Origin of the sequence: Brevibacterium marinum (assembly GCF_011927955.1) — a bacterium.
In the GTDB taxonomy this organism is placed as follows: Bacteria; Actinomycetota; Actinomycetes; order Actinomycetales; family Brevibacteriaceae; genus Brevibacterium; species Brevibacterium marinum.
Genome location: NZ_JAATJN010000001.1, coordinates 2,789,206 through 2,815,043, shown reverse-complemented (window position 1 = coordinate 2,815,043; position 25,838 = coordinate 2,789,206). Strand labels below are relative to the sequence as shown.

Here is a 25,838-nt window from a genome sequence, read left to right as displayed (position 1 = left end):
ATCACCACGCTTACCGAACTGAAAAGGATTGACATGTCCATTCTGAAAATCTCCGACCTGCACGTCAGCGTCAACACCGACTCCGGTCCCAAGCCGATCCTCAACGGCATCAACATGGAGATCAACTCCAACGAGACTCACGCCATCATGGGGCCCAACGGCTCCGGCAAGTCCACCTTGGCCTACTCCCTGTCCGGTCACCCGAAGTACCAGGTGACTTCCGGCTCGGTCACACTCGACGGTGTGGACGTGCTGGCGATGTCGGTCGATGAGCGCGCCAAGGCCGGACTGTTCCTGGCCATGCAGTACCCCGTCGAGGTTCCCGGCGTGACCGTGACGAACTTCCTGCGCTCGGCCAAGACCGCGATCGACGGTGAGGCTCCGAAGCTGCGTCACTGGACCAAGGATCTCAAGAACGCGATGGAGAACCTTCGTGTGGACCCGGAGTTCGCCAGCCGCAACGTCAACGAAGGATTCTCCGGTGGTGAGAAGAAGCGTCACGAGATCCTGCAGATGGAGATGCTGAAACCGAAGTTCTCGGTCCTCGACGAGACCGACTCCGGTCTCGACGTCGACGCCCTGCGTATCGTGTCCGAGGGAGTCAACCGGGTGCGGGAGTCGACCGACGTCGGCATTCTGCTCATCACCCACTACACCCGCATTCTTCAGTACGTCAAGCCCGATCACGTCCACGTGATCATCAAGGGCAAGGTCGCCGAAGAGGGCGGTCCGGAACTGGCCGATCGCCTCGAGAACGAAGGCTACGACCGTTTCCTGCAGGCCCCGGCCTGATGTTCTCCCGTCTGCGGAACGACTTCCCGATCCTCGACACGAGGATCGGGGAGTCGTCTCTGAGCTATCTCGACTCGGGTGCGACTTCGCAGAAGCCGCAGTGCGTGATCGACACGTTCACCGAGTACTATGCTCAACGCAATGCCGCCGTCCACCGCGGGGCGCATTCGCTCGCGGTGATGGCCACGGATGCGTTCGAAGCCGGACGCGAAGCCGTGGCGAACCTCGTCGGCGGATCACCGGAACAGGTGGTCTGGACGAAGAACGCCACCGAGGCGCTCAACGTGGTCGCACTCGGCCTCGACCGTGCCAGTCACGGTTTAGGGGGAGAGGCCGCACAGCGCTTCGCACTCGGACCCGATGATTCGATCGTCGTCACCGAGATGGAACACCATGCGAACCTCGTTCCCTGGCAGCAGCTGGCGCAATCGACCGGGGCCCAGCTCAGATGGATTCCGGTCACGGACTCCGGAGAACTCGATCTCAGTGATCTGGATTCCATCGTCGACGAGACCACGAAGGTCTTCGCCTTCACCCATGTCTCGAACGTCCTCGGCACCATCAACCCGGTCGAACGCCTCGTCGCCCGCGCCCGCCAGGTCGGTGCCTTCGTCGTCCTCGACGCCTGCCAGTCGGTCCCGCACATGCCGGTGAGCTTCGTCGACCTCGACGTCGACTTCGCAGCCTTCTCCGCCCACAAGGCGCTGGGCCCCACCGGCCTCGGCACCCTCTGGGGCAAGTCGGAGCTGCTGAATTCGCTGCCACCCGTCCTCACGGGCGGGTCCATGATCACCACGGTGACCATGGAGGAATCGCAGTTCATGGACGCTCCGCAGCGGTTCGAAGCAGGCACGCAGCCCGTGGCAGAGGTCGCGGCGTTCACCACTGCGGTCAACTACCTCGCCGAGGTGGGACTTGAGGAGGTCTTCGACCACGAGCGCGAACTCGCCGCCGTCCTCCTCGACGGGATCGCGACGATCCCGGGCATCACCGTGCTCGGATCCGCCGAGGACCGGATCGGGACGGTCGCGTTCGACGTCGACGGCGTCCACGCCCACGACGTCGGCCAGTACCTCGACTCCCAGGGAGTCGCGGTGCGCGTGGGCCACCACTGCGCCCAGCCGCTGCACCGGCGCTTCGGGGTCACCGCCACGACGCGGGCGAGCACCTATCTGTACAACAACACCGAGGACTGCGAGCGGTTCGTGAGCGCTCTGGCCGAGGTTCGCGGCTTCTTCGGGGCCGAGTGAGGGGCGTGTCATGAGCACCCAGATGCAGCAGCTTTACCAACAGGTCATCCTCGACCACTCGCGGGAGCGGATCGGCAACACCGACCTGCTCGGCGACGCGACCCAGGGCCCGCACGGCTCCTCTCATCAGATCAACCCCACGTGCGGGGACGAGATCGAAGTCGAAGCCGAACTGGGCGCCGACGGCGTCATCGCCGTGCGCTGGACCGGCGACGGCTGCTCGATCTCCATGGCGTCGGCATCTGTGCTGTCGGACCTCGCGGCCGAGAACACCGTCGAGGGAATGCTCGACATCGAAGCGAAGTTCCACGAACTCATGCACTCCCGTGGGACACTGGAAGGGGACGAGGAAATACTTCGCGACGCCGCTGCGTTTTCCGGAGTGTCGAAGTTCCCGGCCAGGATCAAGTGCGCGCTCCTGTCCTGGGTGGCGTTCAAGGACGCACTCAACCAAGCCCAAACGTCTCTGAAGGAGTAGAAATGCCCGACGTGATAGACGCACCGCAGAATGCCAGCATCGACGAGGTGCGCGAAGCCATGATGGACGTCGTCGATCCGGAGCTCGGCGTCAACATCGTCGACCTCGGTCTCGTCTACGGACTCTCCGTCGAAGACGACGGGACCGCCGTCGTCGAAATGACGCTGACGTCCGCGGCCTGCCCGCTCACCGACGTCATCGAGGATCAGACGGCCCAGTGCCTCGAGGGCATCGTGCCGGCCTACCGGATCAACTGGGTCTGGATGCCGCCATGGGGCCCGGAGAAGATCACCGAAGACGGACGCGAGCAGATGCGGGCGCTGGGGTTCAACATCTGAGTCCGGAGAAACTCTACAGCGACATCCCCGCGGGGACGTCGCAGGACGCGTGCAAGACGTCCGACCACCACCTCGCCGAGGTGGGTGTGCCGTTTCCGGCGCCCCCACCTCGGCGATGTTCATGGGCGGGGTCGTGGGCCGGGTACGGTGCAGCAGGTACGTGAGTCGGGGCGGGGTCGCGGAGATCACCCGCCCTGAATGCTGACGCGGGACGTCGGCGTGAAAGAATGAAGACCGACTTTCCAAGGAGAACCATTGACGATCATCGCGGCCGCAGACGGCTCTGCCCTCGGCAACCCCGGACCGGCGGGCTGGGCCTGGTACGTCGACGACGACTGCTGGCATGCCGGCGGGTGGAAGGAATCGACGAACAACCGTGGTGAGCTCATGGCCGTCCTCGATCTGCTGAACTCGACGGCCGACGCCGATGAGGACCTCAAGGTCTTCTGCGACTCCAAATACGTCATCAATGCGCTGACGAAGTGGATGCCCGGCTGGAAGCGCAAGGGATGGAAGAAGGCCGACGGCAAGGACGTGCTGAACAAGGACCTCCTCGCAGACCTCGATTCCGCTCTCAGCGGTCGCGACGTCGAATTCGAATGGGTCAAGGGCCACAGCAACCACGCGATGAACGAAGCGGCCGACGACCGTGCGCGGGCTGCGGCCACCGCCTTCCAGTCGGGTGCGAGCGTTCCGACCGGGCCGGGGTACGTCCCCTCGCGGACGTCGCTGTCGATCACCGCAGAGACCGAACCGGCCCCGGCAGCCGCCGATGCTGCGACAACGGCAGCGGCAGCCGATGATGCACCGGCGTCGACGACGCTCGTGTCCTGTCGCGTGCCCACACATATCGCAGACGAACTCGTCTCCCGGGCCCAGGCTCGGGGAATCCACCCTCAAGAATTCTTGGCCGAGATCATCGGTCGCAGTTTGGAGAACGAATGATTCAGGCATCCGACCTCGAGGTCGCCGTCGGGGCCCGCACGCTCATGTCCGAGGTCTCCTTCCGTGTGGACAAGGGCGACCGGGTCGGCCTCGTCGGACGCAACGGGGCGGGCAAGACCACCCTGACGAAGGTGATCATGGGAGGACACTCCGCCACGGCGGGCAATGTCTCCGTCTCCGGAACCGTCGGCTACCTGCCGCAGGACCCGCGCAGCGGTGACCTGCAGGCCACGGGCATGGAGCGCATCCTCTCCGTCCGCGAGCTCGATGTCCTCGTCAAGCGCCTGCGCAAGGCCGAACACCAGATGGCCTCCTCCGACGGGAACGTCGCCGCCAAGGCCCTCGATCGCTACCCGCGCATCGAATCCGAATTTCTCGCCGCTGGTGGTTACGCAGCGGAGTCCGAAGCCTATGCGATCGCTGCGAACCTCGGTCTCGACGAGGACCTCATCAACCAGGAGATCGGCACCCTCTCCGGCGGCCAGCGACGCCGGGTGGAGCTGGCACGGATCCTGTTCTCGGCCCCGGACACGATGATCCTCGATGAGCCGACGAACCACCTCGACGCGGAATCCGTGCTGTGGCTGCGCGACTACCTCAAGGGCTATGCCGGCGGTCTCATCGTCATCAGCCACGACCTCGACCTCATCGACGAAGTCGTCAACAAGGTCTTCTTCCTCGATGCCACCCGACAGACCATCGACATCTACTCGATGGGCTACCGTCTCTACCTCAAGCAGCGCGAGGATGATGAGCGCCGTCGCCGTCGCGAACGTGCCAATGCGGAGAAGAAGGCCTCGGCGCTGACGGCCCAGGCGAACAAGATGATGGCCAAGGCCACGAAGACCGTCGCCGCCCAGCAGATGGCCAAACGCGCCGAACGCCTGCTGTCCGGACTCGAGGACGAACGCAGCTCGGAGAAGGTCGCGAACCTGCGGTTCCCCGCTCCCGCCGACTGCGGCCGAGTGCCGCTGACTGCGGAGGGACTGTCCCGCAGCTACGGCTCCACCGAGGTCTTCACCGGAGTCGACCTCGCCGTCGACAAGGGCTCACGCGTGGTCATCCTCGGCTACAACGGTGCCGGCAAGACCACCCTGCTGCGCCTGCTGGCCGGCCTCGACGAACCCGATTCGGGTGACGTCGTCCCGGGCCACGGCCTCAAGCTCGGCTACTACGCGCAGGAGCATGAGACGCTCGATTTGGAGCGCAGCGTGCTCGAGAACATGAAGCGCAACTCGCCGCATCTCGACGACACCGCCGTGCGCAATGTGCTCGGTTCGTTCCTGTTCTCCGGCGATGACGTGCATAAGCCGGCGAGCGTGCTCTCCGGCGGTGAGAAGACCCGATTGGCCCTGGCCACGCTCGTGGTCTCCAGCGCGAACGTCCTCCTCCTCGACGAGCCGACGAACAACCTCGACCCTGCCTCGCGTGAGGAGATCCTCTCCGCCATCCGCCGCTACGAGGGTGCGATCATCCTCGTCACCCACGATGAGGGAGCGGTGTCCGCACTCGACCCCGACCGTGTGCTGCTGCTTCCCGACGGCGACGAGGACCTGTGGAACGACACCTACCTCGACCTCGTGACGCTGGCCTGAGGCTCAGCCACACCGGTCCGAGTCTCACTCACGCCGACCCGAGGCTCAGGAGTGCCTGAAGCGGTCCTCGATCAGTTCGTCCTCCTCGGCCTCGTCCCGCCCGTGCACACCTGGTGATCTCAGGCGATGGCGCCCGTAGCGGTTGCCCGGCTGCGAGACCTTCGCCCCTGCTCCCAGGGCCGCCTTGTCCACCACGACGTATTCGACGTCGTCCGTGGGACTGCCGGCAGCCTCGGCGGCGGCTCTGCGCTCCCGCCTCGCGGAGATCGTCACGGCGATGATGATCATGATGCCGAAGGTGAACCACTGGAGCATATAGGACAGGTGGTTGCCCGGATCGAGGTCGGGCGGGGGCAGGGGCATCAGCCCCGCATCATCGTCGGCACCGCCGCCCGTGTGGACGACCTCCGCATAGACGTTGTCGTATGCGGATCCCATGCCGGGGATCCGAGCGGGATCGATGGCCTTGATCAGCCCGTCCGGATTCTTGTCCTCCGAACCGTCCTGAGCCGGTTGCAGACGTGCGTCGATGGTCTGCTCTCCGGTGGGGGTCGGCGGAATCTGGTCCGGTTCGGCGATCCACCCCCTGACGAGGGCGATCGTGTCGCCGGACGTGAGCTCGAACGGCACGACGACGTAGTAGCCCACCTTGTCGTTGACCGTGCGGTTGCGGGCGAAGACGGTGTCCGCAGTCTGGAATTCACCGGTCAGGGACACCTGCTGCCACTCATCGGATTCGTCGAGAGTCGCCGAGGTGGTGGGCAGGACGCTGTCGATGTCGACCGGCTCCGAGGCATAGTTCGCGTTGATCGTGTCGATCTCGTGCTGCCGCTGATCCTGCCGGTCCTTCTGCCACAGTGCGAGGAAGATGCAGGCGATGACGACGATGATGGTCATGGCGATGTATTTCAGCCATCGGGGGCTGATGAGGAAGGAGTAGCGGGACTTCAACCGGCGTCCTCCGGGATCTCGTCGATGGAGACGTCGCTCAGGTAGAAGCTGCGCATGGTGAGGAACTCGCGCAGGTAATCGAGATGTTCGTCACAGGCGAGCCAGGTCTTGCGGCGTTTGGGCGTGTGCAGCCTCGGGTTGTTCCACAGAATCGCGCGTGTGGCGTTCGCTCGGCAGTCCTTCGCCGAGCACTGGAGCCTCTCGGTCATGAATCCTCACCTCGTGTCCGTCCCTCGGACCGGTCTGCGTCGTCTGCCGGTGCGGTGTCGGTGTCGTGCGCAGACGGTGCGTCCCCGGCCGACGCGCCGTCATCGGTCTCGCCGGCGATCGTGTCGCCGGAGACGGTGTCGCCAGAAGCCGGCGGAAGTTCGTCCATCGGTGCAGCGTCGAGCAGAGCCGTATCGTCATGGCGGGTGCGTTCCCGGCCGGCGTTGGCGAAGATCACGGCGGGATAGGGGAGGAACACGGCTCCGGCCACGCAGATCCACATCAGCACGACGAGATCCGCCCGGAACATGAAATAGGCCGCCACGAAGCAGAGCGTCCGAATCCCCATGGTGATCGAATATTTGATGATCCGCGACTTCATGTCGTCGTCAAGGGCCGTGTCTGCCGTGGTGATCTGCTGCGGGTGCTTGGACATAACCTTCTTCGCTCGATTACTCATACAAAATCATACTCTTCGTTTGTGTGAGTCGTATCGACACCCGATCGGACACGATAGGTTAGTCACGGTACGTTTGATCTCAATCGTCGATCAATCTGAATTGTCCACCAACAGGAGAGAGTCGTGTCAGAACCACGCACAGTCCTCGTGACCGGAGGAAACCGCGGAATCGGTCGCACCATCGCGGAGGAGTTCCTCGCCCAGGGCGACACAGTGGCGGTGACGTCCCGCAACGGCGACGCACCCGAAGGTGCACTGGCCGTGTCCGCCGACGTCACGGACGCCGAATCCCTCGATCGGGCCTTCTCCGAGATCGAGGAGAAGCTGGGCCCCGTCGAGGTGGTCGTGGCCAACGCCGGGATCAACCGCGACAACCTGCTCATGCGGATGAAGGACGATGAGTTCGAGGACGTCGTCGACACCAACCTCACCGGCACCTTCCGCACCGTCAAGCGCGCCATCACCTCGATGATCCGGGCCAAGAAGGGCCGCATCGTGCTCATCTCGTCCGTGTCCGGACTCTACGGAGTCCCCGGGCAGTCGAACTACTCGGCGTCGAAGGCCGGTCTCGTCGGGCTGGCCCGGTCGATCACCCGTGAGCTCGGTTCACGCGGCATCACTGCCAATGTCGTCGCCCCCGGCTTCATCCGCACCGATATGACGGACGAACTGCCGGAGAAGCAGCAGAAGGAATACCTCGCGACCATCCCCGCGAAGCGATTCGCCGAGCCGGACGAGGTCGCGAAGGTCGTACGCTGGGTGTCCTCGGACGAGGCCTCCTACATCTCCGGAGCCGTCATCCCCGTCGACGGCGGATTGGGGATGGGGCACTGAGCGCCCGCACCGCCTAGACTTCACAGCAAGGACGTCGACGCCAGCGGTGTCGACGACAATGATTCGTTCGAACAGTCTGAAAGGACCACCATGGGAATTCTCGATGGAAAGCGCATCCTCGTCACCGGCGTTCTGACGGAGGCGTCGATCGCCTTCGCCGCCGCCCGTCTCGCCCAGGAGCAGGGGGCCGAAGTCATCCTCTCCAGCTTCGGCCGCCAGATGAAGATCACCCAGGTGATCGCCGAACGTCTGCCCGAGACGCCGAAGGTCATCGAACTCGACGCCACCAACGAAGAGAACCTCGCCGCACTGCCCGAACGGCTCGAAGGCAACATCGACGGCATCGTGCATGCGATCGCCTTCGCACCGAAGGACGCCCTCGGCGGCGTCTTCCTCGACACCCCGTGGGAGTCTGTCTCGGCCGCGATGGAAGTCTCCGCGTTCTCCCTCAAATCCATCACGGTGGCCGCGAAGCCCGCACTCAACAAGGGCGCAGGAGTCGTCGGGCTGACCTTCGATGCTACGATCTCGTGGCCGGTCTACGACTGGATGGGCGTGGCCAAGGCCGCCTTCGAGTCCACTGCCCGCTACCTCGCGAAGTACGTCGGCGAGGACGGGGTCCGCGTCAATCTCGTCTCGGCCGGACCGCTGAAGACCACGGCCGCCACCTCGATCCCCGGATTCGGGACCCTCGAGGACATGTGGGGCGACCGTGCACCGCTGGGCTGGGACCAGACGGACACCACTCCGGCAGGCAAGGCGATCGTCGCCCTGCTCTCGGACTGGTTCCCCGCGACCACCGGCGAGATGGTCCACGTCGACGGCGGATTCCACTCCACCGGAGCCTGAAACATGCCTGTGCTCATTCTCGCCCGCCACGCGAAGGCCGAGGCCGAAGGACCGACGGACTTCGAACGCTCGTTGAACGCCAAGGGCCTGGCCCAGGCCGTCGAAGCCGGGGCCGAGGTCGCCGAGCGGTGGTCACCCGATGTGGCCATCGCCTCGGCGGCCAGGCGCACCGTCCAAACCGGGCAGGCCGTCGTCGAGGCCGTCAACCGGCACAACGGTGAACCCGAATCCGGGCAGGGCCTCGAGCTGCGTCAGGACGGGGCCCTCTACCAAGGCGGAGTCGAGGATTGGCTGGATGCGATCAATTCGATCCCGGCCGAGTCGACGTGTGCCTATATCGTCGGCCATCAGCCCACCGTCGCCGAGGTGGTCGGTCACCTGAGTCCGGCCACCGGCGTCCCAGGGGCGTTCCGTCCCTCCTCGCTCGCGGTCTTCGAGCTCGAGAGCTGGGACGTCGAGCCGGGGCAGTATCCCGAACCGGAGATCCGGGTCTTCCTCGGCACCTGAGGCCCGCATCCACGCCGGACGGGCGCCTCGATCAGGCGGGAGCGTGGGCCTCGATCAGGGCCAGGACCTCACGCAGATCCCGAACCGTGACCGAGGCATCGGCGGCGGCGACGAGTGCCGGCTTGGCGCAGAAGGCGACACCGAGGCCGGCCGCTTCGACCATGCCGATGTCATTGGCCCCGTCGCCGACGGCCACCGTCCGGGCCGGATCGAAGTCATAGGTTCGCGAGAGCTGGGCGAATATCTCCGCCTTCGCGCTCGGGTCGATGACCCGACCGCTGGTGAAGCCGGTCAGCAGCCCGTCGGCGGAGGCGAGACCATTGGCATGGACCTCGGTGATGCCCAGCTCGGCTGCGACCGGCGCGATGATCGGAGTGAAGCCCCCGGAGACCAGGGCCACCACACCACCGTCCGACTGCACGGCGGCGACCAGCTCGCGGGCGCCCCTGGTCAGGGTGATCTGAGATCGCACCTCGTCGAGGACGGTCTCCGGCAGTCCCCTGAGCAGCGCCACCCGTTCGGCCAGGGAGGCGGCGAAGTCCAACTGCCCGGCCATGGCCCGTTCGGTGATGTCGGCAACTTGGGCTCCGACTTCGGCGTGGACGGCGATGAGGTCGATGACCTCCTCATTGATGAACGTCGAATCGACGTCCATGACCAGGAGCTGGATGGCGTTCTTTGAGTCATTCACCCCTTCATCGTAGCCACTGCCATGATGTAGTCGGCGGCGGCGGGGTGCAGACGGGACAGCAGATCGCCGAACTCGGGCGGCTCGACGGTCGCCGGTGCCAGCACCGTGCGCATCCGCTCATGGATGTCGAGGGCGGCATAGATGGCCCGAGCGTCGGCGGACGAGGGGATGAGCCGGGAGATCGGATGGTGCGTGCTCAGCTCCTCCTGCCAGTCCCGCCACGGCCCTTCCCGCCAGACGGGCGGGACCTCGATCGACTCGATGAGGCTCAGTCCCTCCATGACGAGCAGACGCAGTCGGCGCAGCGCCTCGGCGGGTGTGCCCACGGTGACCGGGCGGAAGACGGTGTCGCGGCACGCGATGGCCTCGACGTTCGCCTCGGCGCCGAGGAGGAGGACCCCGACCTGGTGCGCACCGGAGTGCAGGACGATCGGGGCGGTGTGCCGACCCACCCGGAGACGGTCGCCCCTGTCGACCGGAGGGGTGGTGTGCGGCAGCGAAGGGTGGTGCAGCGCCAGCCGCGCATGCGTGACTCCGGCCGCAGCCGTCTCGGCGGTGAAGAGCAGCAGACCCGTCGGCGGTGCGGTGTCGAAGACCTCGTCGGAGACGATGAGAGGGACATCACGGTCATCGTCGAGGAACGCGGAACTGACCTCGTCAGGGGCGAGGCTGGAGTGCAGACGGTGGTTCATCGCCAGGGTCAGCAGCAGTGAGTCGGTAGTCAAGTCCATGTCGAACCAGAATAGACGCCCTGCCTGCGATAGAGTTGGCAGATATGAGTGATGTCCTGACTTTGGATTCCGTTTCCGTGCGCCGAGGAGAGAATTTCCTCCTCCAAGATTTCTCCCTGACCGTCTCCGAAGGTGAGCACTGGGCCGTTCTCGGGCCCAACGGTGCCGGGAAGACGACTCTGCTGGAGCTGGCAGCGGGACGCATGCATCCGACGACGGGCACGGTCGGGATCCTCGAGGAGCGCCTCGGGCGCGTCGACGTCTTCGAGCTGCGTCCGCGCATCGGCTACTCCTCGACGGCCCTGGCCAATCGGATTCCTCTGTCCGAAGCCGTCCTCGACACCGTGCTCACCGCCGCCTACGGCGTGACCGGTCGGTGGGTCGAGGAATACGAAACCACGGACCTCGAACGGGCCAAGGACCTCCTCGCCGCGTTCGACATCGCGCATCTGGCCGAACGCACGTTCGGAACCCTGTCCGAGGGCGAGCGCAAACGCGTGCAGATCGCGCGGTCCCTGATGACGGATCCGGAGCTGCTGCTGCTCGACGAGCCGGCCTCCGGGCTCGACCTCGGCGGCCGTGAGGAGCTGCTCGGCGCGCTGACGGAGATCCTGTCCTCGAAGTGGGCACCGGCGACGATCATGGTCACCCACCACGTCGAGGAGATCCCCGTGGGCATCACCCACGTGCTGCTGCTGGCCGAGGGCACCGACCTCGCCGCCGGCCCCATCGATGAGACGCTGACCGCCGACAACCTCTCGGCGACCTTCGGGATCGACGTGAAGCTCACCCGCGACGGGCAGCGGTTCCATGCCCGATCCGCCCACTGAGCATGGACCCAGTTCTCGGAATGGAACTGTGGCAGATTGCGCTGATCGTCCTGGCCGGAATCGGTGCCGGCGGGATCAACGCCGTCGTCGGTTCCGGCACGCTCATCACCTTCCCGGTGCTCGTCGCCTTCGGCGTGCCGCCGGTCGTGTCGACGATGAGCAACGCGGTCGGCCTGATTCCCGGCAACATCGCCTCCTCATTCGGCTACCGGGAGGAGCTGCGCGGCCAATGGCGTCGGATCCTCGGCTTCGTCCCGGCCTCCATCCTGGGCTCACTGACCGGTGCCTATCTGCTGCTGCACCTGCCGGAGGATGCCTTCGAGACGATCGTTCCGGTCCTCCTCGTCGTCGCACTCATCATGGTCGTCGGCCAGCCCGCGCTCTCGCGTTATCTCAAAAGCCGCTCGGTCCGCCGCGCCCAGAAGGCAGGGGAGGAGCATGTGGCTGCCTCGGTCGGAGACAAGCTCACGACGGGACGCTATCTGCTCGTCCTCCTCGTCGTCTTCCTGACGGCAGTCTACGGCGGCTACTTCGCCGCGGCACAGGGCATCATCCTCATCGCCCTGCTCGGGCTCCTGCTGCCCGACGACCTGCAGCGCCTCAACGGGCTGAAGAACGTTCTGGTCCTCGTCGTCAACACGGTCTCGGCGAGCACCTACATCATCGTCGGACACGACCGGATCAACTGGATCGCCGTCATCTGCATCGCAATCGGGTCACTCATCGGCGGCTACTTCGGTGCCCGCGTGGGACGGAGATTCTCCCCCGTCCTGCTGCGCTCCGTCATCGTCATCCTCGGCCTCGTCGCCATCTGGCGCATCCTCACACTGTGATCGCATGAATACCCCCGCCAAGGCACCACTGACACAGCAGCAGGTCATCGATCGTGCGGCCGAGGAGGGGATCGCCGCGGAGCGACTGCACTTCTTCGACGAGGAGACGCTGGTCGGAGGTGAGCATCGCGACGGCAGCCCTGGCGGCAGAACCTCTGCAGCGGACCTGCACGACTACACCCGGCTGACCGATGTCGCACTGCGCAGCGTCCGCGAACCGGCCGAGGGCCTGTTCATCGCCGAATCCTCGAAGATCATCCGCCGTGCCCACGCCGCCGGCATGGTGCCCCGCTCGTATCTGACCAGCCCCAAATGGCTCTTCGACCTGGCCGACCTCATCGCCGCCAACGAGGCGCCGATCTACATCGGCACCGACACGGCAGTCGAATCGCTGACAGGATTCCACCTCCACCGAGGAGCGCTGTCCGCCATGCAGCGGCCGCAGGCGTCCGATGTCGCCGATCTCGTGGCCGGGGCCAAACGCATCGTCGTCATCGAGGACGTCGTCGATCACACGAACGTGGGAGCGATCTTCCGTTCCGCCGCAGCGTTCGGCGTCGACGCAGTCCTGGTCACGCCGAGGTGTGCCGACCCTCTCTACAGGCGGTCGATTCGCGTGTCGATGGGCACCGTATTCCAGGTGCCGTGGACGCGCATCGAATCCTGGCCCGCTGGCATCGACTCCCTGCGTGAACTCGGTTTCCATGTCGCCGCCCTGGCCCTCGACGAGGACTCTGTGGCGATCCGGGAGTTCGCCGCCGATTCGCCCGAACGTACCGCCATCGTCTTCGGCACCGAAGGTGACGGTCTGCGACGGTCGACGATCGCCGCCTGCGATTCGACGGTCATGATCCCGATGAGCGGGGGAGTCGATTCGCTCAACGTCGCAGCCGCCTCGGCGGTGGCCTGCTTTGCACTGCAGACCGACTGAGGTGGGCCAGGCTGTGTCCGTGGCTCAAGTTACGGTGTGACCATGAGTGACTCGATCGAGATCTTTCAATCAAACGATGGCGGAATCCAGTTGGATGTCCGCACTTCGAACGGAACTGTCTGGCTGACTCGGCATCAGCTTGCGACTTTGTACGGCAGGGACGTCAAGACGATCGGCAAGCACATCGCGAATGCTCAGCGCGAAGAACTTGCGGGCACAGCAGTTGTCGCAAAATTTGCGACAACTGCTTCGGACGGCAAGACCTACCAGGTCGAACATTACGATCTCGACATGGTGCTGTCTGTCGGCTATCGGGTGAAGTCTGCGCAGGGTGTGCGTTTCCGACGGTGGGCGAACGACGTTCTGCGGCGATATGCGCTCGAGGGCGCGGCGCTCAATGAGCGGCGGCTGTCCGAAATCGGCAAGATCGTGACTGTGCTCGCACGTTCGGATGATGAGTTGCTCGCGGGCGTCGCGGATGTGCTCTCAGACTACATGCCGAGTTTGGCCTTGCTTCGCGATTTTGATGAAGGGACCATCGATGCGCTGCCTGCCGCGGCCCCCGCTTGGACACTGACACTCGACGAAGCTCGCAGCATCATCAATCGTCTGGCAGCGGAATTTCCCAACGATCGTCTGCTGGGCCACGAGCGTGGCGACGCGTTGGACGCTGTTGTGGGCGCGATCTATCAAGGAATTGGGGAGCAGGAACTGTATCCGACAGTCGAAGAGAAAGCCGCGAACCTGCTCTACTTCGTGGTGAAGGACCATCCGCTTGCCGACGGCAACAAGCGCAGCGCCGCAGCGCTGTTCATCACCTTTCTCGACCACAATAACGCTCTGCTGAACAGTGATGGCAGTATGAGAATTGCGCACAATGCTCTCGCCGCGATCACTCTCTTGGTTGCCATGAGTGATCCGACGGAAAAGGATCTGATGATCGCGCTCATCATTCGCATGATCGTCCCCGAAACGCAGTGACACGATTCGAAGCAGAGAACGAGAGGAGACCAGTGGACCGCACCACGCTCGCCCACGCCCTGGAGACAGCTCACATCACCGGTGAGGTGGCGACTCCCAGAGAGAACAATCTCTCTCACATCCACCGATTCCTCGCCCACGAGAGGCAGTTCGACTTCGGTGTGGAACTGCCCCGGGACTGGGACTTCGATTCGGTGCTCGCGCTCATGATCGACCGTGCCGGCCTGCGCCCTGACAAGAAGTTCCTCGAAGGCGTCGACACGATCTCGACCGAGGCCTGCATCGACGCGCTCAACCGGATGGCGACTGTGATCGGTGATGTCGCTCGCGCGGGTGGAGAGATTCTCTTCGCCTCCGGCCATCCTGCCGGTCTGCTTCCGGTGCACATGGCGATCGCGGCCGCGGCCGCATCCCACGGAGCACGTATCAGTCGTCAGACCAACGCGGTTCCCGTGCCCGGAATCGGCGGCGACTGTCGGCAGATCAATCGGGTGTGGATCTGGCACCAGCACGGCGGGAGCCCGCATACGCACCTGGCCGAACCCATGCACGCACTCCTCGACGACATCACCTGCCGAGGCGGCTCTGTCCCGGACCTGGTCGTCGCCGATCACGGCTGGGCCGGTGCCGCAGCAAGCCGGGGGCTGCGCACGGTCGGCTACGCCGACTGCAACGATCCGGCTCTCTTCGTCGCCGAGGCGCAGGGCACCATCGAGGTCACGGTCCCCCTCGACGATGACGTCGTGCCCCACCTCTACGAACCGCTCATCGAATTCGTCCTCGACCGGGCCGGGCTGAGCTGACGTGCGAACTCAGCCGATCTCGTTCGCGAGTCCCTCGACCACCTCGGCGGTGGGAAGCGACGCCAGTGCTGGACCCGAGAGGATGAGCTTGGACCCGCGGATGCCCGAACCGATGATGAGCTCATCGGCCTCGGCCACACGTGAGTCGACGAGGATCCGGTAATTGGCCGGCAGACCGATCGGGCCGATGCCGCCGTACTCCATCCCCGATTCCGAGACCGCGCGCTCCATGGGCAGGAATGAGGCCTTGCGCACGTCGAGGATCTTCTTCACACGCTTGTTCACATCGGCACGCGTATTGGCCAACACCATGCAGGCCGCGATTCTCTCCTCCCCGGAACGAGTTCCGGAGACGAGGACGCAGTTGGCCGAGGTCTCCGGCCCGAGCCCGGTGGCGTCGAGCAGGGCAGCGGTGTCGGCGATCTGCGGATCGATGGCGAACGCCTTCACATCACCGGTGATCGTCGGTATCGCCTCGGCGGTGGGACCGGCCATGAGTTCGGGAGCAGATGCAGCAGGTGCGAGGTCGAATTGAGTGGAGATGCGTTCCTTGGTGTACATGGACACAGTTTAGGAGACCGTGTGGGAATCGCTTTGGACGAGTCCATCAGATAGACTGGACTGTCGCTTCGTGTCCGGTTCCTACGGTGCGGGGCGTGTCCAGCAGACGAATTCGGGCACTGGCGGATGGGTCGACCCATACCAGGCGCCTGAGAGGATTCAGCAGAGGTAAGAATATGAAGAAGGACATCCACCCGGAATACGCTCCGATCGTGTTCAACGATCTGTCGTCGGGAACCAAGTTCCTCACCCGCTCGACCGCGACGAGCGACAAGACGATCGAATGGGAAGACGGCAGCGTCTACCCGGTCATCGACGTTGAGATCTCGAGCGCATCGCACCCGTTCTACACCGGAAAGCAGCGCATCCTCGACTCCGCAGGCCGCGTCGAGAAGTTCAAGGATCGCTACAAGGGCTTCGGCAAGCGCTGATTCCCCCTCGGTTTCGACCGACCCGACGGTTCCGGCCGTCACGCATGACCCATGCGAACTGCCCCGCACTCCGTTTCAGGTGTGCGGGGCAGTTCTGTTCGTGCACCTCGGCCGTCCCCGCGGGGACGCTTCGTGCCACTCAATCCACGCTGACCGAGACCTTGGCGGAGGGCTGTGTGCGTGCCGCCGGATGGAACAGCGAAGCCACGCCGGTGGCATTGTCGAGGCAGTTCGCGATGCCGTGAGCGACCTTCTCCTTTGCAGAGACGACGGCGTCCCGGATGTTCATGCCGGTGGCGATTCCGGCGGCGATCGATGAGGCGAACGAGCAGCCGGCACCATTGACGAGCTTCTCATTGACCTTGCGCGAGCGCAGCGTCGTGATCGTCTGTCCGTCGAAGAGGATGTCGATCGCATCGTCGCCGGCCAGGCGCGCTCCGCCCTTGACGACGACGTTCTTCGCGCCTTGACCGTGGATGATCTTCGCCGCCTCGACCATGCCCTCGACCGAATCGATCGGGTCGATATCGGCCAGCGTCGCCGCCTCTTCGAGGTTCGGGGTGATGACGGTGGCCAAGGGGACGAGGTTGTCGACGAAGAGGTCCTTGAGATCGACCATCGTGCCCACTCCCTTGCACACGAGGACGGGGTCGAAGACATAGGGAAGCTCATTGGTCCCCAGCTTCTCGGCCAGCACGAGCGCGTTCTCCACGGAGCCGAGCATGCCCGACTTGAGGGCGTCGAACCTGTGCACGGCCAGCGTCGACTCGAGCTGTCTGGTCACCACCTCGGGGTCGATGAATTCGACGACGTGGCTGAAGCCATCGGCCGGATCGAAGGTGACGATGCAGGTCACGGCGGCGGTGCCGAACGCGCCGTACTCTTCGAACATCTTCAGGTCGGCCTCGAGGCCTGCTCCGCCGGAGACGTCGGAGCCGGCGATCGTGAGCACTTTGGAGGTCATGATGGTCCTTTCGCGAATTGCTGTCGGGCAGAAGTCTACGCGCGTTCAGGCGCCGCTGTATCCCTGCTGTCGCCACGCCTCGTAGATCGCGATCGACGCGGAATTGGCCAGGTTGAGCGAACGGCGCGAGGGCAGCATCGGGATGCGCACCGACCGATGAACATGTTCGTCGTCGACGACGGAGTCGGGCAGACCCGTCGACTCCTGGCCGAAGAGGAGGACGTCGCCGTCACGGTAGTCCACCTCGGCGAAGGAATCGTCGGTGTGGGTGGTGAACGCGATCACCCGACGTTCGCCGAGGTGGTCCCACAGGTCCGCCAGAGACGCATGGATGGTGACGTGGGCAAGGTCGTGGTAATCCAGCCCTGCCCGACGCAGCTTCGCATCGGAGAGATCGAAGCCGAGGGGCTCGACGAGGTGGAGGTGGGCGCCCGTGACCGCGGCCAGGCGAATGGCGTTGCCGGTGTTGCCGGGGATCTCGGGCGAGTGGAAGACGATGTCGATGTTCATATGAGATCCATTTTGTCACCGATTCGATTCATCGCTCCAAGCGGACGAGCAGGTACCCCTGACGCGTCGCCTCCGGGAACCGGCCTCCCCTGTCGGGTTCCCGTTCGAGCCGGGTCGCGGGCGCGAAGCCATGGGCCTCGAGTGCGGTGAGAACCGAGTCGAGAGAGCGGCGGTGGAAGTCGAGGTCCACGTCGATTCCTCCCGCATCGGACTGATGGTCGACGCGGTTGCCGAGCTGGAAGGCCAGCTGGAACCATCCGCCCGAGCGCAGGACACGCGCCGCCTCGGCGAAGACGTCGTCGAGGTCCCCATCGCCGACATGGATGATCGAGTACCAGGCGACGAGTCCGGAGAAGCTGGCGTCGTCGTAGGGCAGTGAGGTCATCGACCCGGTAGCGAAGTCGAGATTGGAATAGTGGTGGTCGGCCTGAGCGATCATGGCGGAGGAGAGGTCGAGGCCTGTCGGCGTCAGCCCGAGGGCGGCAAGGAAGGCCGTGATCCTGCCCGGGCCGCACCCCAGTTCGAGCGTTTCGGACCGACCCGTCCGGAGCACGAGTTCGGAGAATGCGCCGAGGACGGCCCGATCATGGGGCTTTGCCGTGAGCTCGTCGGCGATCCATTCCGTGTAGAGCTCGGCGATCGCATCGTAGCTGGCCCGCGTGGCAGCCTCGCGATCTGGTTCCGCTGCGCGAACGCTGTCCGTCTCATCGGTGCCATCGGTCATCCGGTCAGCATACCGCCGCGGTCGAAGGCGGGGGAGGGACGAGGTGTGGGGAGATTTGCCCCCGACGTCCCCGCGGGGACGTTTCGCAGGACCGTCCGACAGGTCGAATGTGAATCGAACCCAGTGGGTGGTCGGATCGACTTGGCAAGTGATGTTCGTGGTCTCGTGTCAGTGGCACCCCGTACGGTGAAAGCACGGTTCGAGGTCATGGGGACTCACGGACCGAATGGTCGCAGAGACCGAAAGGGGAAGGTGGGAACCATGGTGGAGAACACAGACGAGGGCGCCGGGGCGAATGCAGGTACGGGACTGAGCGATCTCAGCCCCGAGGAGCTGGTCGCCGACATCCGACGCAACATCTCGTGCATCGCCTTCTGCCACGCACGCGTCATCGCCCTCATCGACGAGGTCGAGCAGCGCGGCCTGTGGGCGCAGTGGGTGGGTGTGACGTCCCTGGCCCAGTGGGTCATGCACATTGCCGCCGTGAGCGCGCACACCGCCCGGGAGTACGTGCGCGTGATGATGGCGCTGCGCGAAATGCCGAAGGTGAAGGAGGGCCTGGGGGAGGGTGATGTGAGCTTCTCCAAAGTGCGGGAAGTCACCAGACTGGTGGGACGGATCCCGGACGAGGACGCGCTGCGCCTGGCCGATGTGTCGACCGGAAGTCAGATCGGCGTGGTGGCACGCAGCTATCTCCAGCTCTCCGACGCGAACGGAGCCGGAGATGCTCCCCGCTTCCTGCCGAGTGACAGCATCAGCACGCGAACCACCGAACCCGGACGAACTCGCATCACGATCGACCTGGGCGAGGACGAAGCCGCCGAGATCTTCTCGATGCTCGACGCCGCACGTCATGTCCTCGAGCAGCGGACCGTCACGGGCGATTCCGACAGCGAGGAGAGCGCGCAGCGTGTGGACACGACGACTGCCTCGGAGGAGAAGACTCCGCATGAGCCGCTCTCGCAGGTCATGTGCCTGATGGAGATCATCCATGCCTTTCCGCGAGCGGAGATCGACGGCACCGTCGACGTCGATCGCGCCCGCATGCTCGTCCACGCCTCCGCCGAGGTGGTGACTCGATCCGGTGCCCGTGTCGTTGCCGTTGATTCCACCGCGTCCGAGTCGGAGACCGCCGACGTCGTCCTCGACGGCGTCCCCGCGGGGACGCCCCCGGACGAGAGCGGCAGCGGAGAGGTGAAGGCGGACCTGACCTGTCGGGTCGATGGCTTCGGCGGCATCACCGCGGCCACAGCAGAGCGACTGACCTGTGAGGCCCTGATCAGCGGTGCGATCAAGGACGGCGACGGCGACGTGCTCATGCTCGGCCGATCGAAGAGGTTGGTGAGCAGACGCCAGCGCCTGGCATTGAGTGCGCGGGACATGGGATGTCAGTTTCCCGGCTGCCGCGCCCGCAGGCGATGCGATGCCCACCACATCCGCCCCTGGTCGCAGGGCGGGGCGACGGACATGGACAATCTCATTCTGCTCTGCCGCACCCACCACACGGCGGTGCACAGATATGAGTTGGATATCTCACGGACTTCGGCTCCATTCGCCGGAACACTGGGCGGGCAGGCCGCGTTCGCGTTCTTCCTGCCCGACGGATCACAGCTGCTTCCGCTCGAGAGCGGACAGCGGGGGCGCCAGGTCTTCGACACGGCACTGCTGGTGAAGGTCGTGGAGCAGGCGGTGGCAGAAGCGGATCCGAGCACCTTCGGCGGTGGCTACGGGTTCCACCTGGACTATTGCATCGCCTGGATGTTCGAGGCGGAACGACGACACGCTCGGGTGAACAATGCGGCCGCTTGAATCTTGCCTATTTAGAACACTAGTTCGATAATGGGTGTCATGTCCGCAGTGCCACTCGTTGAACAGCTCAGCCGGGAGATGGGTATCTCCACGGCCACTGCTCTGTTCGATGGGATCCCGCCCCGGCCCGTGGACCCGGTGCTGACACCGCTGTTTCGCCGAGGCGGTCTTCCCAGAGGTGAGATCGTGACCTTGACCGGGGGGCAATCCCTGAGCTGTGCCCTCGCCACGATCGCGGCTGCGACCCAGGAGCAGAAGTGGTGTGCCGGCATCGGACTCGGCGAACCGGCGGTGGCGTCCATCGCCGATCTGGGCGTCGACCTCGACCATTTCGTCAATCTCGTCACCCCGCCCGAGGACTGGCTGCGCGTGGCCTCCATCCTCATCGAATCCTTCGACGTCCTCGTCGTCGACCCGGGCTTTCTGCCCAGCGCAGGCGAGCGCGCCAGACTGCTGGCGAAGGTGCGCGAACGCAAGATCAGCTTCATCAGCCTGACCTCGATGCCCGGCAGCACGGAGCAGATCGAGATCACCGACACGCGGTGGTCGGGTACGCAGCACGGCCGCGGGCGTCTCCGCTCCTGCCTCGTTTCGGCCCGGTCGCAGACCGGAGTCCACCGATTCCTGCTGCCCGGGCCGCAGGGAACTCCCGCCGAGGAGCCGACACCGACCTCTGCGGAGGGCGCTTTCGAACGGCCGGTGATCCGCAGTGTCAGCTGATTCCGTCGCCGGGCACGAGAATCGCCGACGCACGCTCGTCCTGACCGTTCCCGATTGGTCAGCAGTGGCGGCCGCGGCCGAGCACGAGCTCAGCCCACGGACCCCGGTGGCGGTTCTCCATGCGGGCAGGGTCGTTGCCGCCAATGCCCCTGCCCGGGCAGCCGGGGTCGCGGTGGGCAACAACAAGCGCGCGGTCGGCTACCGCTGCCCCGAAGCGCACGTGATGGCCTGGGACGAGGAGGTCGAGAACAAGCACTTCTCTGCAGGTGTCGGAGCGCTCGAAGGGCTCGTGGCTCGATTCACCCTGCTCGGTCCCGGTACGCTCGCGATTCCCCTCGACTCGCTCCGGCACGGCTATGCCGATGAGTCCGGCGCCGTCGAGGCCCTGATCTCCGCACTCGTGTCGGAGACCGGGTGGGAGTTCTTCCCCGGCATCGCCGACACCGTCTTCGCCGCCGTGCTGGCCGCGGGGCAGGCCCGGCGGGTCGAACCGGGGGCGACCGTGGATTTCCTGACCGCTCAGCCGATCAGCACCCTCGAGTACGTCGGCGCCGGTGCCACCGAACTCATCGACACCTTCACTCAGCTGGGTCTGCGCACCCTGGGCGACCTGGCCGCCCTCGACGTGCGGGACGTGAACTCACGGTTCGGGGCACTGGGTGCGCATGCGCATTCCCTGGCCGCAGGGGCTGAATCGGCGCCCCTGCACGACCATGTCCGCGAGGACCAGCTCAACGTCGAACTCGGTCTGGACACGCCGACCACCCGCAGCGACACACTGGGGTTCCTGACCCGTCAGCTCGCCGCCGACCTGCTGGCCAAGGTGCGTGGTCGGGGGCTCGTGTGCACACAGATCACGATCGAACTCCTCGCCGTATCGGGGCAGTCTTCGCAGCGGACCTGGCGGATCGATGACATGAACGAGAACACCATCGCCGATCGTCTCCGCTGGCAGGCTGAAGGCTGGCTGGCCGGAGCCGCTCGAAGGGCCGTCTCGTCTCCTGTCCGAACGAACGGCGAAGCACCCCGTGCCGAACGGCCCGCCCCTGACCAGCCTGCCCCTGACCAGCCCGGCGTCGATCAGCCCGGTCCCGATCCGGAGGATTTCTCCGAGGAGGGCATCAGCGCAGTCGCCCTCGTGGCCGCGGAGCTGACCACCCCCATCGGTGCGACGAAGAGCCTGTTCGACGAGAACACCGGCCAGGTCACCCACACGCTGGAGCGGCTGCAGGGGCTGTTCGGCCCTGACTCGGTGCTCGTTCCGGGCCTGCAGGGCGGATGGGACCCGGCCGAGACGAATCTGTGGACACCGTGGCAGCAGGCGGCATCACCTGTGCGCAGCCCCGGAGCACCGTGGCCCGGAGCCCTGCACGCGCCTCGGCCGACGACGGTCGAACACCTGCCCGTCGACGTGCTCGCCGCAGGAGGACGACCGGTGGGGGCTCGACCCGCAGGCCTGGAAGCGGCGCCGCATGCGATCCGCTTCCCGGCCGGGACCACCGAGGCGATCGTCGACTACTCGGGTTCCTGGCCCATCGAATCCGGTTGGTGGGACCCCGAGGGGGCGACGTACCGGACCCGTCTGCAGGTCGTCACCGAATCCGGGCAGGCGCTTCTGCTGAGCAAAGAGAACGGCCAGTGGCATCTCACCGGCAGGTACCGCTGATGGGCTTTTCGAATCCGCGCACTCCCTGGTCCCAGCTGGCTCAGCGGCTGGAGGGAAAGCCCGTCGTCGACAAGCACGCCGATGGATCCGACGCGCCCGCCTTCTCCCGTCCCGACCGCCACCGGGTGTCGGTGGGACCGGGCGGCTCCGACGGCCCCAACCGGTATTCGGGACCGGGTCAGGGGCCCCTCCTGCGCACTTCGACCGTCGAGTGGGCGGAGCTGCATGTCCACTCCCAGTTCAGCTTCCTCGACGGGGCCTCCGACCCCGAAGAGCTCGTGGCCGCCGGTGCCGCGGCAGGGCTGACGTCCTTGGCCCTGACCGACCACAACGGACTCTACGGCGCGGTCCGGTTCGCGAATGCCGCCGCCGAGGCGGGCCTTCCCAGCGTCTTCGGAGCGGAGCTGTCCGTGGGGTTGGAGGAGAAGATCCCCGGCCAGACCGATCCCGACGCCACTCACCTGCTGGTCCTCGCCCGTGGGGTCGAGGGGTACCATCGGCTGTCGACGGCCATCACCGAGGCCAACCTGGCTGGGGAGAAGAACCGGCCGGTGTTCGGTCTCGAAGAGCTGGCCGCGATGAGCGGGGACTGGATGATCCTCACCGGCTGCCGCAAGGGGCCTCTGCGCAGGGCTCTGAACGATCCCGACGGTGGGCTGGGAACCCTGCGGAGACTCATCGCGCTCTTCGGGCGCGACCGGATCGCGGTCGAACTCAGCCGGGACGGAGCTCCCGATGACGACGAACGGCTGCGCCACCTCGGCGAGTTGGCCGAACAGACTCATCTGCCCGTCGTGGCCAGCAACAGCGTCCACTTCGCCACCCGGGCGCAATGGAAGTCGGCGCAGGTGAGAGCCTCGGTGAGGTCCCGGCTGTCCCTGGACGAGTTGGCCGGATGGCTGCCGGCGACGGCGAACGCCCGGATCCACACGGGAGAGGAGATGGCCGCACGCTTCCCGCGCCGGGCACTGGAGAACGCCGTGGCCCTCGGCAGGGAATGCTCCTTCGTCCTGAATTCGGCCCGTCCGGATCTGCCGCGTGCCCCGAAACCCGATGCCCGTGGGGCCGAAGAGTATCTGCGCGAGCTCATCGAGGATCGTGGTGCGAAGCGCTACGGGTCCCGGGTCGCGAACCCGCGGGCGTGGGCGCAGCTGGATCGGGAGATGAACATGATCGCGAAGCTGGGGTTCTGCGGGTACTTCCTCATCGTCTACGACATCACCGAGTTCTGCCACCGGGCGAGCATCTTCTGCCAGGGGAGAGGCTCTGCGGCGAACTCCGCTGTCTGCTATGTCCTCGATATCACCGCCGTCGACGCGGTCAAGCACGAACTCCTCTTCGACCGCTTCCTCTCACCTGATCGCAAGGGCTACCCGGACATCGACATCGACATCGAATCGGGGCGGCGGGAGGAAGTCATCCAATACGTCTACGATCATTTCGGCCGTGAACGGGCCGCCCAGGTCGCGAACGTCATCACCTACAGGGCGAAGTCGGCGATCCGGGACGCGGCCTTCAGCCTCGGTTACGAACCCGGCCAGCAGGACGCGTTCTCGAAGGCCAGCAACCGCTGGTCGTCCCTGCCCGCCGCCGAGGACTCCCCGGTGCCCGCACCCGTGCTCACGATCGCCGACGACCTCCTCGGCTCACCCCGTCACCTGGGAATCCACTCCGGCGGCATGATCCTCGCCGATCGACCCATCGGCGAGGTCGTTCCGATCGAGAAGGCCACGATGGGCCATCGCACGGTCGTCCAATGGGACAAGGACGATTGTGCGGCCATGGACCTGGTGAAGTTCGACCTGCTGGGGCTGGGCATGCTCACGGCCCTGCACGAGATGGTCGACCTAGTCCACCGGCATACAGGCGAACTCATCGAACGCGCCCATATCGACGACGAGGACGAGGCCGTCTACGAGATGCTGCAGAGGGCCGACGCAGTGGGGGTCTTCCAGGTCGAATCGCGGGCTCAGCTGGCGACCCTGCCGCGTCTGCGGCCCGAGACGTTCTACGATCTCGCCGTCCAGGTCGCCCTGATCAGACCCGGGCCGATCCAGGGCGGGTCCGTCCATCCCTACATCCGCAGGAGGCAGGGCCTCGACGAGGTCGAATACCTCCACCCCCTGTTGGAGAAGTCCCTGGCCAAGACCTACGGGGTGCCGCTGTTCCAGGAGCAGCTCATGCAGATGGCCATCGACGTCGGCGGCTTCACCGGAGCCGACGCCGACCAGCTGCGGCAGGCGATGGGATCACGGCGGTCCGAGAGGCGGATGGCCGAACTGGCGCAGAAGTTCCAGGCCGGGGCAGCGGTCAAAGGCGTCGACGCCGAGACAGCGGAATCCATCTTCTCCACGATCGCGGCATTCGCCAACTACGGGTTCCCCGAATCCCACGCGATCAGCTTCGCCAACCTCGTCTACCAGTCGGCCTGGTTCAAATACCACCATCACGCGGCCTTCACAGTGGGCCTGCTGCGCAGCCAGCCGATGGGCTTCTACTCACCGCAGTCGCTCGTCGCCGACGCCCGCCGTCACGGGGTGACGATCCTGCCCGTCGACCTCCGCCGCTCGATGGCCGGCAGCGATCTCGAGCGAACCGAGGACTCGGGCGAGTTCGGGATCAGGTTGGGGCTCGATTCCGTGACCCATGTCGGATCCTTCGCCGAGGTGATCGTGACCGAACGCGCCAAGGAACCGTTCACCTCGGTGGCGGACCTGGCTGAGCGGACCGGGATCGGCAAGCAGGCGCTCGAAGGACTCGCGACGGCGGGAGCGCTGAGCTGCTTCGACCTCGACCGCAGGCAGGCGCTGTGGCTGGCCGGGGGAGTCGCGGGGGCGCACCCAGGGGTGCTGCCGGGAACCGCCACGCTCACCTCGGCGCCGGCCCTGCCGACGATGGATGCCTTCGACACGACCCTGGCCGAGCTCTTCTCGACCGGGATCACGGTCGACGGGTACCCGACCGAGATCCTGCGCCGGTCCCTGATCGAACGCGGCTATGCCTCGACGGCGGATGCCGCGGCGGCTGCCGATGGGACCCGGATGACGGTGGCCGCCATCGTCACGCACCGGCAGCGCCCGGCCACCGCCTCGGGAATCACATTCATCAACCTCGAGGACGAATTCGGGATGCTCAACGTCGTGGCCACGGCCGGGCTGATGAAGCGGTTCCGACCGATCGCGACCTCACGCAACGCCCTCGTGGTCACCGGGCTGATCCAACGCGGGGGAGAGGTGGTCAGTCTCTATGCCCACAAGCTCATCCCGCTCGAGGTGCAGCTGCCGACCAAGGCCCGCAACTTCCGCTGAATGACCGGGTGGTGTGACGAAACATGACGCCAGGTGACACGAACATGACGAGTTCGCATGCTTCCAGCCTGAGAGTCGAAGACAGTGGACACATCACCACAATCACTCGCGCGAACGACCACGGGCGAATCAACCGCAC

General features: G+C 65.6%; 28 protein-coding genes. 19 read left to right on the top strand and 9 right to left on the bottom strand.

All coding sequences use genetic code 11. From position 1 onward, the window contains the following. Positions 1–33: 33 nt before the first annotated feature. From sufC to BKA07_RS12490, 6 genes are all read left to right on the top strand, one after another. Positions 34–792, top strand: coding sequence for a Fe-S cluster assembly ATPase SufC (gene sufC / locus BKA07_RS12515; protein WP_167951177.1), 759 nt, complete (start codon positions 34–36; stop codon positions 790–792). Beyond that, complete coding sequence (locus BKA07_RS12510; protein WP_167951176.1) at positions 792–2,042, top strand: SufS family cysteine desulfurase; 1,251 nt, start codon at positions 792–794, stop codon at positions 2,040–2,042. The genes sufC and BKA07_RS12510 overlap by 1 nt, the downstream gene beginning before the upstream one ends. A gap of 10 nt (positions 2,043–2,052) precedes the next feature. After that, the gene (gene sufU, locus BKA07_RS12505; RefSeq protein WP_167951175.1) at positions 2,053–2,520 is read left to right on the top strand and encodes a Fe-S cluster assembly sulfur transfer protein SufU; all 468 of its coding nucleotides are present in this window, start codon (positions 2,053–2,055) and stop codon (positions 2,518–2,520) included. Positions 2,521–2,522: 2 nt separating this feature from the next. Beyond that, a complete protein-coding gene (locus BKA07_RS12500; RefSeq protein WP_167951174.1) occupies positions 2,523–2,858 on the top strand; it encodes a metal-sulfur cluster assembly factor in 336 nt (111 codons plus the stop codon). A 255-nt stretch (positions 2,859–3,113) separates the two neighbouring features. Further along, on the top strand, positions 3,114–3,803 hold the full coding sequence (locus tag BKA07_RS12495; RefSeq protein WP_167951173.1) for an RNase H family protein: 690 nt from the start codon (positions 3,114–3,116) through the stop codon (positions 3,801–3,803). Beyond that, positions 3,800–5,398, top strand: coding sequence for an ABC-F family ATP-binding cassette domain-containing protein (locus BKA07_RS12490; protein ID WP_167951172.1), 1,599 nt, complete (start codon positions 3,800–3,802; stop codon positions 5,396–5,398). The genes BKA07_RS12495 and BKA07_RS12490 overlap by 4 nt, the downstream gene beginning before the upstream one ends. Before the next feature lie 45 nt (positions 5,399–5,443). Here the strand turns inward: BKA07_RS12490 and BKA07_RS12485 are convergent, their stop codons facing one another. The 3 genes from BKA07_RS12485 to BKA07_RS12475 are packed head-to-tail and all read right to left on the bottom strand — an operon-like array spanning position 5,444 to position 7,016. Next, positions 5,444–6,349 (bottom strand): SURF1 family cytochrome oxidase biogenesis protein, encoded by a 906-nt coding sequence (locus BKA07_RS12485; RefSeq protein WP_245161942.1) that lies wholly within the window; start codon positions 6,347–6,349, stop codon positions 5,444–5,446. Beyond that, positions 6,346–6,558, bottom strand: coding sequence for a hypothetical protein (locus BKA07_RS12480; protein WP_167951171.1), 213 nt, complete (start codon positions 6,556–6,558; stop codon positions 6,346–6,348). The genes BKA07_RS12485 and BKA07_RS12480 overlap by 4 nt, the downstream gene beginning before the upstream one ends. Further along, positions 6,555–7,016, bottom strand: a complete 462-nt coding sequence (locus BKA07_RS12475; RefSeq protein WP_245161941.1) for a DUF3099 domain-containing protein — start codon at positions 7,014–7,016, stop codon at positions 6,555–6,557. Before BKA07_RS12475 ends, BKA07_RS12480 begins: the two co-directional genes overlap by 4 nt. Positions 7,017–7,139: 123 nt before the next feature. Between BKA07_RS12475 and BKA07_RS12470 the strand changes: the two genes are divergently transcribed. From BKA07_RS12470 to BKA07_RS12460, 3 genes are all read left to right on the top strand, one after another. Then, positions 7,140–7,850 carry a 3-oxoacyl-ACP reductase FabG gene (locus tag BKA07_RS12470; protein WP_167951170.1) on the top strand — a complete coding sequence of 237 codons (711 nt, stop codon included), beginning with the start codon at positions 7,140–7,142 and terminating at the stop codon, positions 7,848–7,850. Positions 7,851–7,940: 90 nt separating this feature from the next. Next, the gene (fabI, locus tag BKA07_RS12465) at positions 7,941–8,699 is read left to right on the top strand and encodes an enoyl-ACP reductase FabI (protein ID WP_167951169.1); all 759 of its coding nucleotides are present in this window, start codon (positions 7,941–7,943) and stop codon (positions 8,697–8,699) included. A 3-nt stretch (positions 8,700–8,702) separates the two neighbouring features. Then, a complete protein-coding gene (locus tag BKA07_RS12460) occupies positions 8,703–9,206 on the top strand; it encodes a SixA phosphatase family protein (RefSeq protein WP_167951168.1) in 504 nt (167 codons plus the stop codon). A gap of 31 nt (positions 9,207–9,237) precedes the next feature. On the opposite strand, the gene serB is transcribed toward BKA07_RS12460, so the two are convergent. Continuing rightward, positions 9,238–9,897 carry a phosphoserine phosphatase SerB gene (gene serB / locus BKA07_RS12455; RefSeq protein ID WP_342449056.1) on the bottom strand — a complete coding sequence of 220 codons (660 nt, stop codon included), beginning with the start codon at positions 9,895–9,897 and terminating at the stop codon, positions 9,238–9,240. Further along, complete coding sequence (locus BKA07_RS12450; protein WP_167951167.1) at positions 9,894–10,628, bottom strand: hypothetical protein; 735 nt, start codon at positions 10,626–10,628, stop codon at positions 9,894–9,896. Before BKA07_RS12450 ends, serB begins: the two co-directional genes overlap by 4 nt. A gap of 44 nt (positions 10,629–10,672) precedes the next feature. On the opposite strand from BKA07_RS12450, the gene BKA07_RS12445 reads away from it, so the two are divergent. Genes BKA07_RS12445 through BKA07_RS12425 form a run of 5 tightly spaced genes read left to right on the top strand, consistent with a single transcriptional unit; the run spans position 10,673 to position 15,006 of the window. Continuing rightward, positions 10,673–11,458, top strand: a complete 786-nt coding sequence (locus BKA07_RS12445) for an ABC transporter ATP-binding protein (protein WP_167951166.1) — start codon at positions 10,673–10,675, stop codon at positions 11,456–11,458. Positions 11,459–11,478: 20 nt separating this feature from the next. Next, positions 11,479–12,291 (top strand): sulfite exporter TauE/SafE family protein, encoded by an 813-nt coding sequence (locus tag BKA07_RS12440; protein ID WP_167951165.1) that lies wholly within the window; start codon positions 11,479–11,481, stop codon positions 12,289–12,291. 4 nt (positions 12,292–12,295) lie between these two features. Then, the gene (locus BKA07_RS12435) at positions 12,296–13,222 is read left to right on the top strand and encodes a TrmH family RNA methyltransferase (protein WP_167951164.1); all 927 of its coding nucleotides are present in this window, start codon (positions 12,296–12,298) and stop codon (positions 13,220–13,222) included. Positions 13,223–13,264: 42 nt separating this feature from the next. After that, positions 13,265–14,203, top strand: a complete 939-nt coding sequence (locus BKA07_RS12430) for a virulence RhuM family protein/type II toxin-antitoxin system death-on-curing family toxin (protein ID WP_167951163.1) — start codon at positions 13,265–13,267, stop codon at positions 14,201–14,203. Between the two features lie 32 nt (positions 14,204–14,235). Then, entirely contained in the window at positions 14,236–15,006 is a 771-nt protein-coding gene (locus BKA07_RS12425; RefSeq protein WP_167951162.1) for a phosphatase, read from the top strand. A gap of 9 nt (positions 15,007–15,015) precedes the next feature. Here BKA07_RS12425 and BKA07_RS12420 read toward each other — a convergent pair whose 3' ends face one another. Continuing rightward, positions 15,016–15,567 carry a YbaK/EbsC family protein gene (locus tag BKA07_RS12420; protein ID WP_167951161.1) on the bottom strand — a complete coding sequence of 184 codons (552 nt, stop codon included), beginning with the start codon at positions 15,565–15,567 and terminating at the stop codon, positions 15,016–15,018. A gap of 176 nt (positions 15,568–15,743) precedes the next feature. Between BKA07_RS12420 and BKA07_RS12415 the strand changes: the two genes are divergently transcribed. Beyond that, positions 15,744–15,998 (top strand): type B 50S ribosomal protein L31, encoded by a 255-nt coding sequence (locus BKA07_RS12415; protein WP_167951160.1) that lies wholly within the window; start codon positions 15,744–15,746, stop codon positions 15,996–15,998. A 139-nt stretch (positions 15,999–16,137) separates the two neighbouring features. On the opposite strand, the gene BKA07_RS12410 is transcribed toward BKA07_RS12415, so the two are convergent. Genes BKA07_RS12410 through BKA07_RS12400 form a run of 3 tightly spaced genes read right to left on the bottom strand, consistent with a single transcriptional unit; the run spans position 16,138 to position 18,196 of the window. Then, positions 16,138–16,962, bottom strand: coding sequence for a PfkB family carbohydrate kinase (locus BKA07_RS12410; RefSeq protein ID WP_167951159.1), 825 nt, complete (start codon positions 16,960–16,962; stop codon positions 16,138–16,140). Between the two features lie 45 nt (positions 16,963–17,007). Further along, complete coding sequence (locus BKA07_RS12405; protein WP_167951158.1) at positions 17,008–17,472, bottom strand: tRNA (cytidine(34)-2'-O)-methyltransferase; 465 nt, start codon at positions 17,470–17,472, stop codon at positions 17,008–17,010. Between the two features lie 28 nt (positions 17,473–17,500). After that, positions 17,501–18,196 (bottom strand): class I SAM-dependent DNA methyltransferase, encoded by a 696-nt coding sequence (locus BKA07_RS12400; RefSeq protein ID WP_167951157.1) that lies wholly within the window; start codon positions 18,194–18,196, stop codon positions 17,501–17,503. A gap of 261 nt (positions 18,197–18,457) precedes the next feature. On the opposite strand from BKA07_RS12400, the gene BKA07_RS12395 reads away from it, so the two are divergent. The 4 genes from BKA07_RS12395 to BKA07_RS12380 are packed head-to-tail and all read left to right on the top strand — an operon-like array spanning position 18,458 to position 25,699. After that, entirely contained in the window at positions 18,458–20,005 is a 1,548-nt protein-coding gene (locus BKA07_RS12395) for an HNH endonuclease signature motif containing protein (protein ID WP_167951156.1), read from the top strand. Positions 20,006–20,044: 39 nt separating this feature from the next. Beyond that, positions 20,045–20,725: a DNA recombination/repair protein RecA gene (locus tag BKA07_RS12390; protein ID WP_245161940.1), complete on the top strand. Its 681-nt coding sequence runs from the start codon at positions 20,045–20,047 to the stop codon at positions 20,723–20,725. After that, positions 20,715–22,391, top strand: coding sequence for a Y-family DNA polymerase (locus BKA07_RS12385; protein ID WP_167951154.1), 1,677 nt, complete (start codon positions 20,715–20,717; stop codon positions 22,389–22,391). The genes BKA07_RS12390 and BKA07_RS12385 overlap by 11 nt, the downstream gene beginning before the upstream one ends. Next, positions 22,391–25,699 (top strand): error-prone DNA polymerase, encoded by a 3,309-nt coding sequence (locus BKA07_RS12380; RefSeq protein WP_209043960.1) that lies wholly within the window; start codon positions 22,391–22,393, stop codon positions 25,697–25,699. The genes BKA07_RS12385 and BKA07_RS12380 overlap by 1 nt, the downstream gene beginning before the upstream one ends. Positions 25,700–25,838: the final 139 nt, after the last annotated feature.

What these genes read in the sequence shown, in the direction of transcription:
- BKA07_RS12435 (WP_167951164.1), top strand. Translation starts at nt 12,296, where the DNA reads ATGAATACCCCCGCCAAGGCACCACTGACACAGCAGCAGGTCATCGAT.
- BKA07_RS12420 (WP_167951161.1), bottom strand. Translation starts at nt 15,567, where the DNA reads ATGTACACCAAGGAACGCATCTCCACTCAATTCGACCTCGCACCTGCT.
- BKA07_RS12480 (WP_167951171.1), bottom strand. Translation starts at nt 6,558, where the DNA reads ATGACCGAGAGGCTCCAGTGCTCGGCGAAGGACTGCCGAGCGAACGCC.
- BKA07_RS12395 (WP_167951156.1), top strand. Translation starts at nt 18,458, where the DNA reads ATGGTGGAGAACACAGACGAGGGCGCCGGGGCGAATGCAGGTACGGGA.
- BKA07_RS12460 (WP_167951168.1), top strand. Translation starts at nt 8,703, where the DNA reads ATGCCTGTGCTCATTCTCGCCCGCCACGCGAAGGCCGAGGCCGAAGGA.
- BKA07_RS12405 (WP_167951158.1), bottom strand. Translation starts at nt 17,472, where the DNA reads ATGAACATCGACATCGTCTTCCACTCGCCCGAGATCCCCGGCAACACC.
- BKA07_RS12390 (WP_245161940.1), top strand. Translation starts at nt 20,045, where the DNA reads ATGTCCGCAGTGCCACTCGTTGAACAGCTCAGCCGGGAGATGGGTATC.
- BKA07_RS12415 (WP_167951160.1), top strand. Translation starts at nt 15,744, where the DNA reads ATGAAGAAGGACATCCACCCGGAATACGCTCCGATCGTGTTCAACGAT.
- BKA07_RS12400 (WP_167951157.1), bottom strand. Translation starts at nt 18,196, where the DNA reads ATGACCGATGGCACCGATGAGACGGACAGCGTTCGCGCAGCGGAACCA.
- BKA07_RS12410 (WP_167951159.1), bottom strand. Translation starts at nt 16,962, where the DNA reads ATGACCTCCAAAGTGCTCACGATCGCCGGCTCCGACGTCTCCGGCGGA.
- BKA07_RS12475 (WP_245161941.1), bottom strand. Translation starts at nt 7,016, where the DNA reads ATGAGTAATCGAGCGAAGAAGGTTATGTCCAAGCACCCGCAGCAGATC.
- BKA07_RS12380 (WP_209043960.1), top strand. Translation starts at nt 22,391, where the DNA reads ATGGGCTTTTCGAATCCGCGCACTCCCTGGTCCCAGCTGGCTCAGCGG.
- BKA07_RS12500 (WP_167951174.1), top strand. Translation starts at nt 2,523, where the DNA reads ATGCCCGACGTGATAGACGCACCGCAGAATGCCAGCATCGACGAGGTG.
- BKA07_RS12490 (WP_167951172.1), top strand. Translation starts at nt 3,800, where the DNA reads ATGATTCAGGCATCCGACCTCGAGGTCGCCGTCGGGGCCCGCACGCTC.
- BKA07_RS12440 (WP_167951165.1), top strand. Translation starts at nt 11,479, where the DNA reads ATGGAACTGTGGCAGATTGCGCTGATCGTCCTGGCCGGAATCGGTGCC.
- BKA07_RS12450 (WP_167951167.1), bottom strand. Translation starts at nt 10,628, where the DNA reads ATGGACTTGACTACCGACTCACTGCTGCTGACCCTGGCGATGAACCAC.
- BKA07_RS12430 (WP_167951163.1), top strand. Translation starts at nt 13,265, where the DNA reads ATGAGTGACTCGATCGAGATCTTTCAATCAAACGATGGCGGAATCCAG.
- BKA07_RS12445 (WP_167951166.1), top strand. Translation starts at nt 10,673, where the DNA reads ATGAGTGATGTCCTGACTTTGGATTCCGTTTCCGTGCGCCGAGGAGAG.
- sufU (WP_167951175.1), top strand. Translation starts at nt 2,053, where the DNA reads ATGAGCACCCAGATGCAGCAGCTTTACCAACAGGTCATCCTCGACCAC.
- fabI (WP_167951169.1), top strand. Translation starts at nt 7,941, where the DNA reads ATGGGAATTCTCGATGGAAAGCGCATCCTCGTCACCGGCGTTCTGACG.
- sufC (WP_167951177.1), top strand. Translation starts at nt 34, where the DNA reads ATGTCCATTCTGAAAATCTCCGACCTGCACGTCAGCGTCAACACCGAC.
- BKA07_RS12510 (WP_167951176.1), top strand. Translation starts at nt 792, where the DNA reads ATGTTCTCCCGTCTGCGGAACGACTTCCCGATCCTCGACACGAGGATC.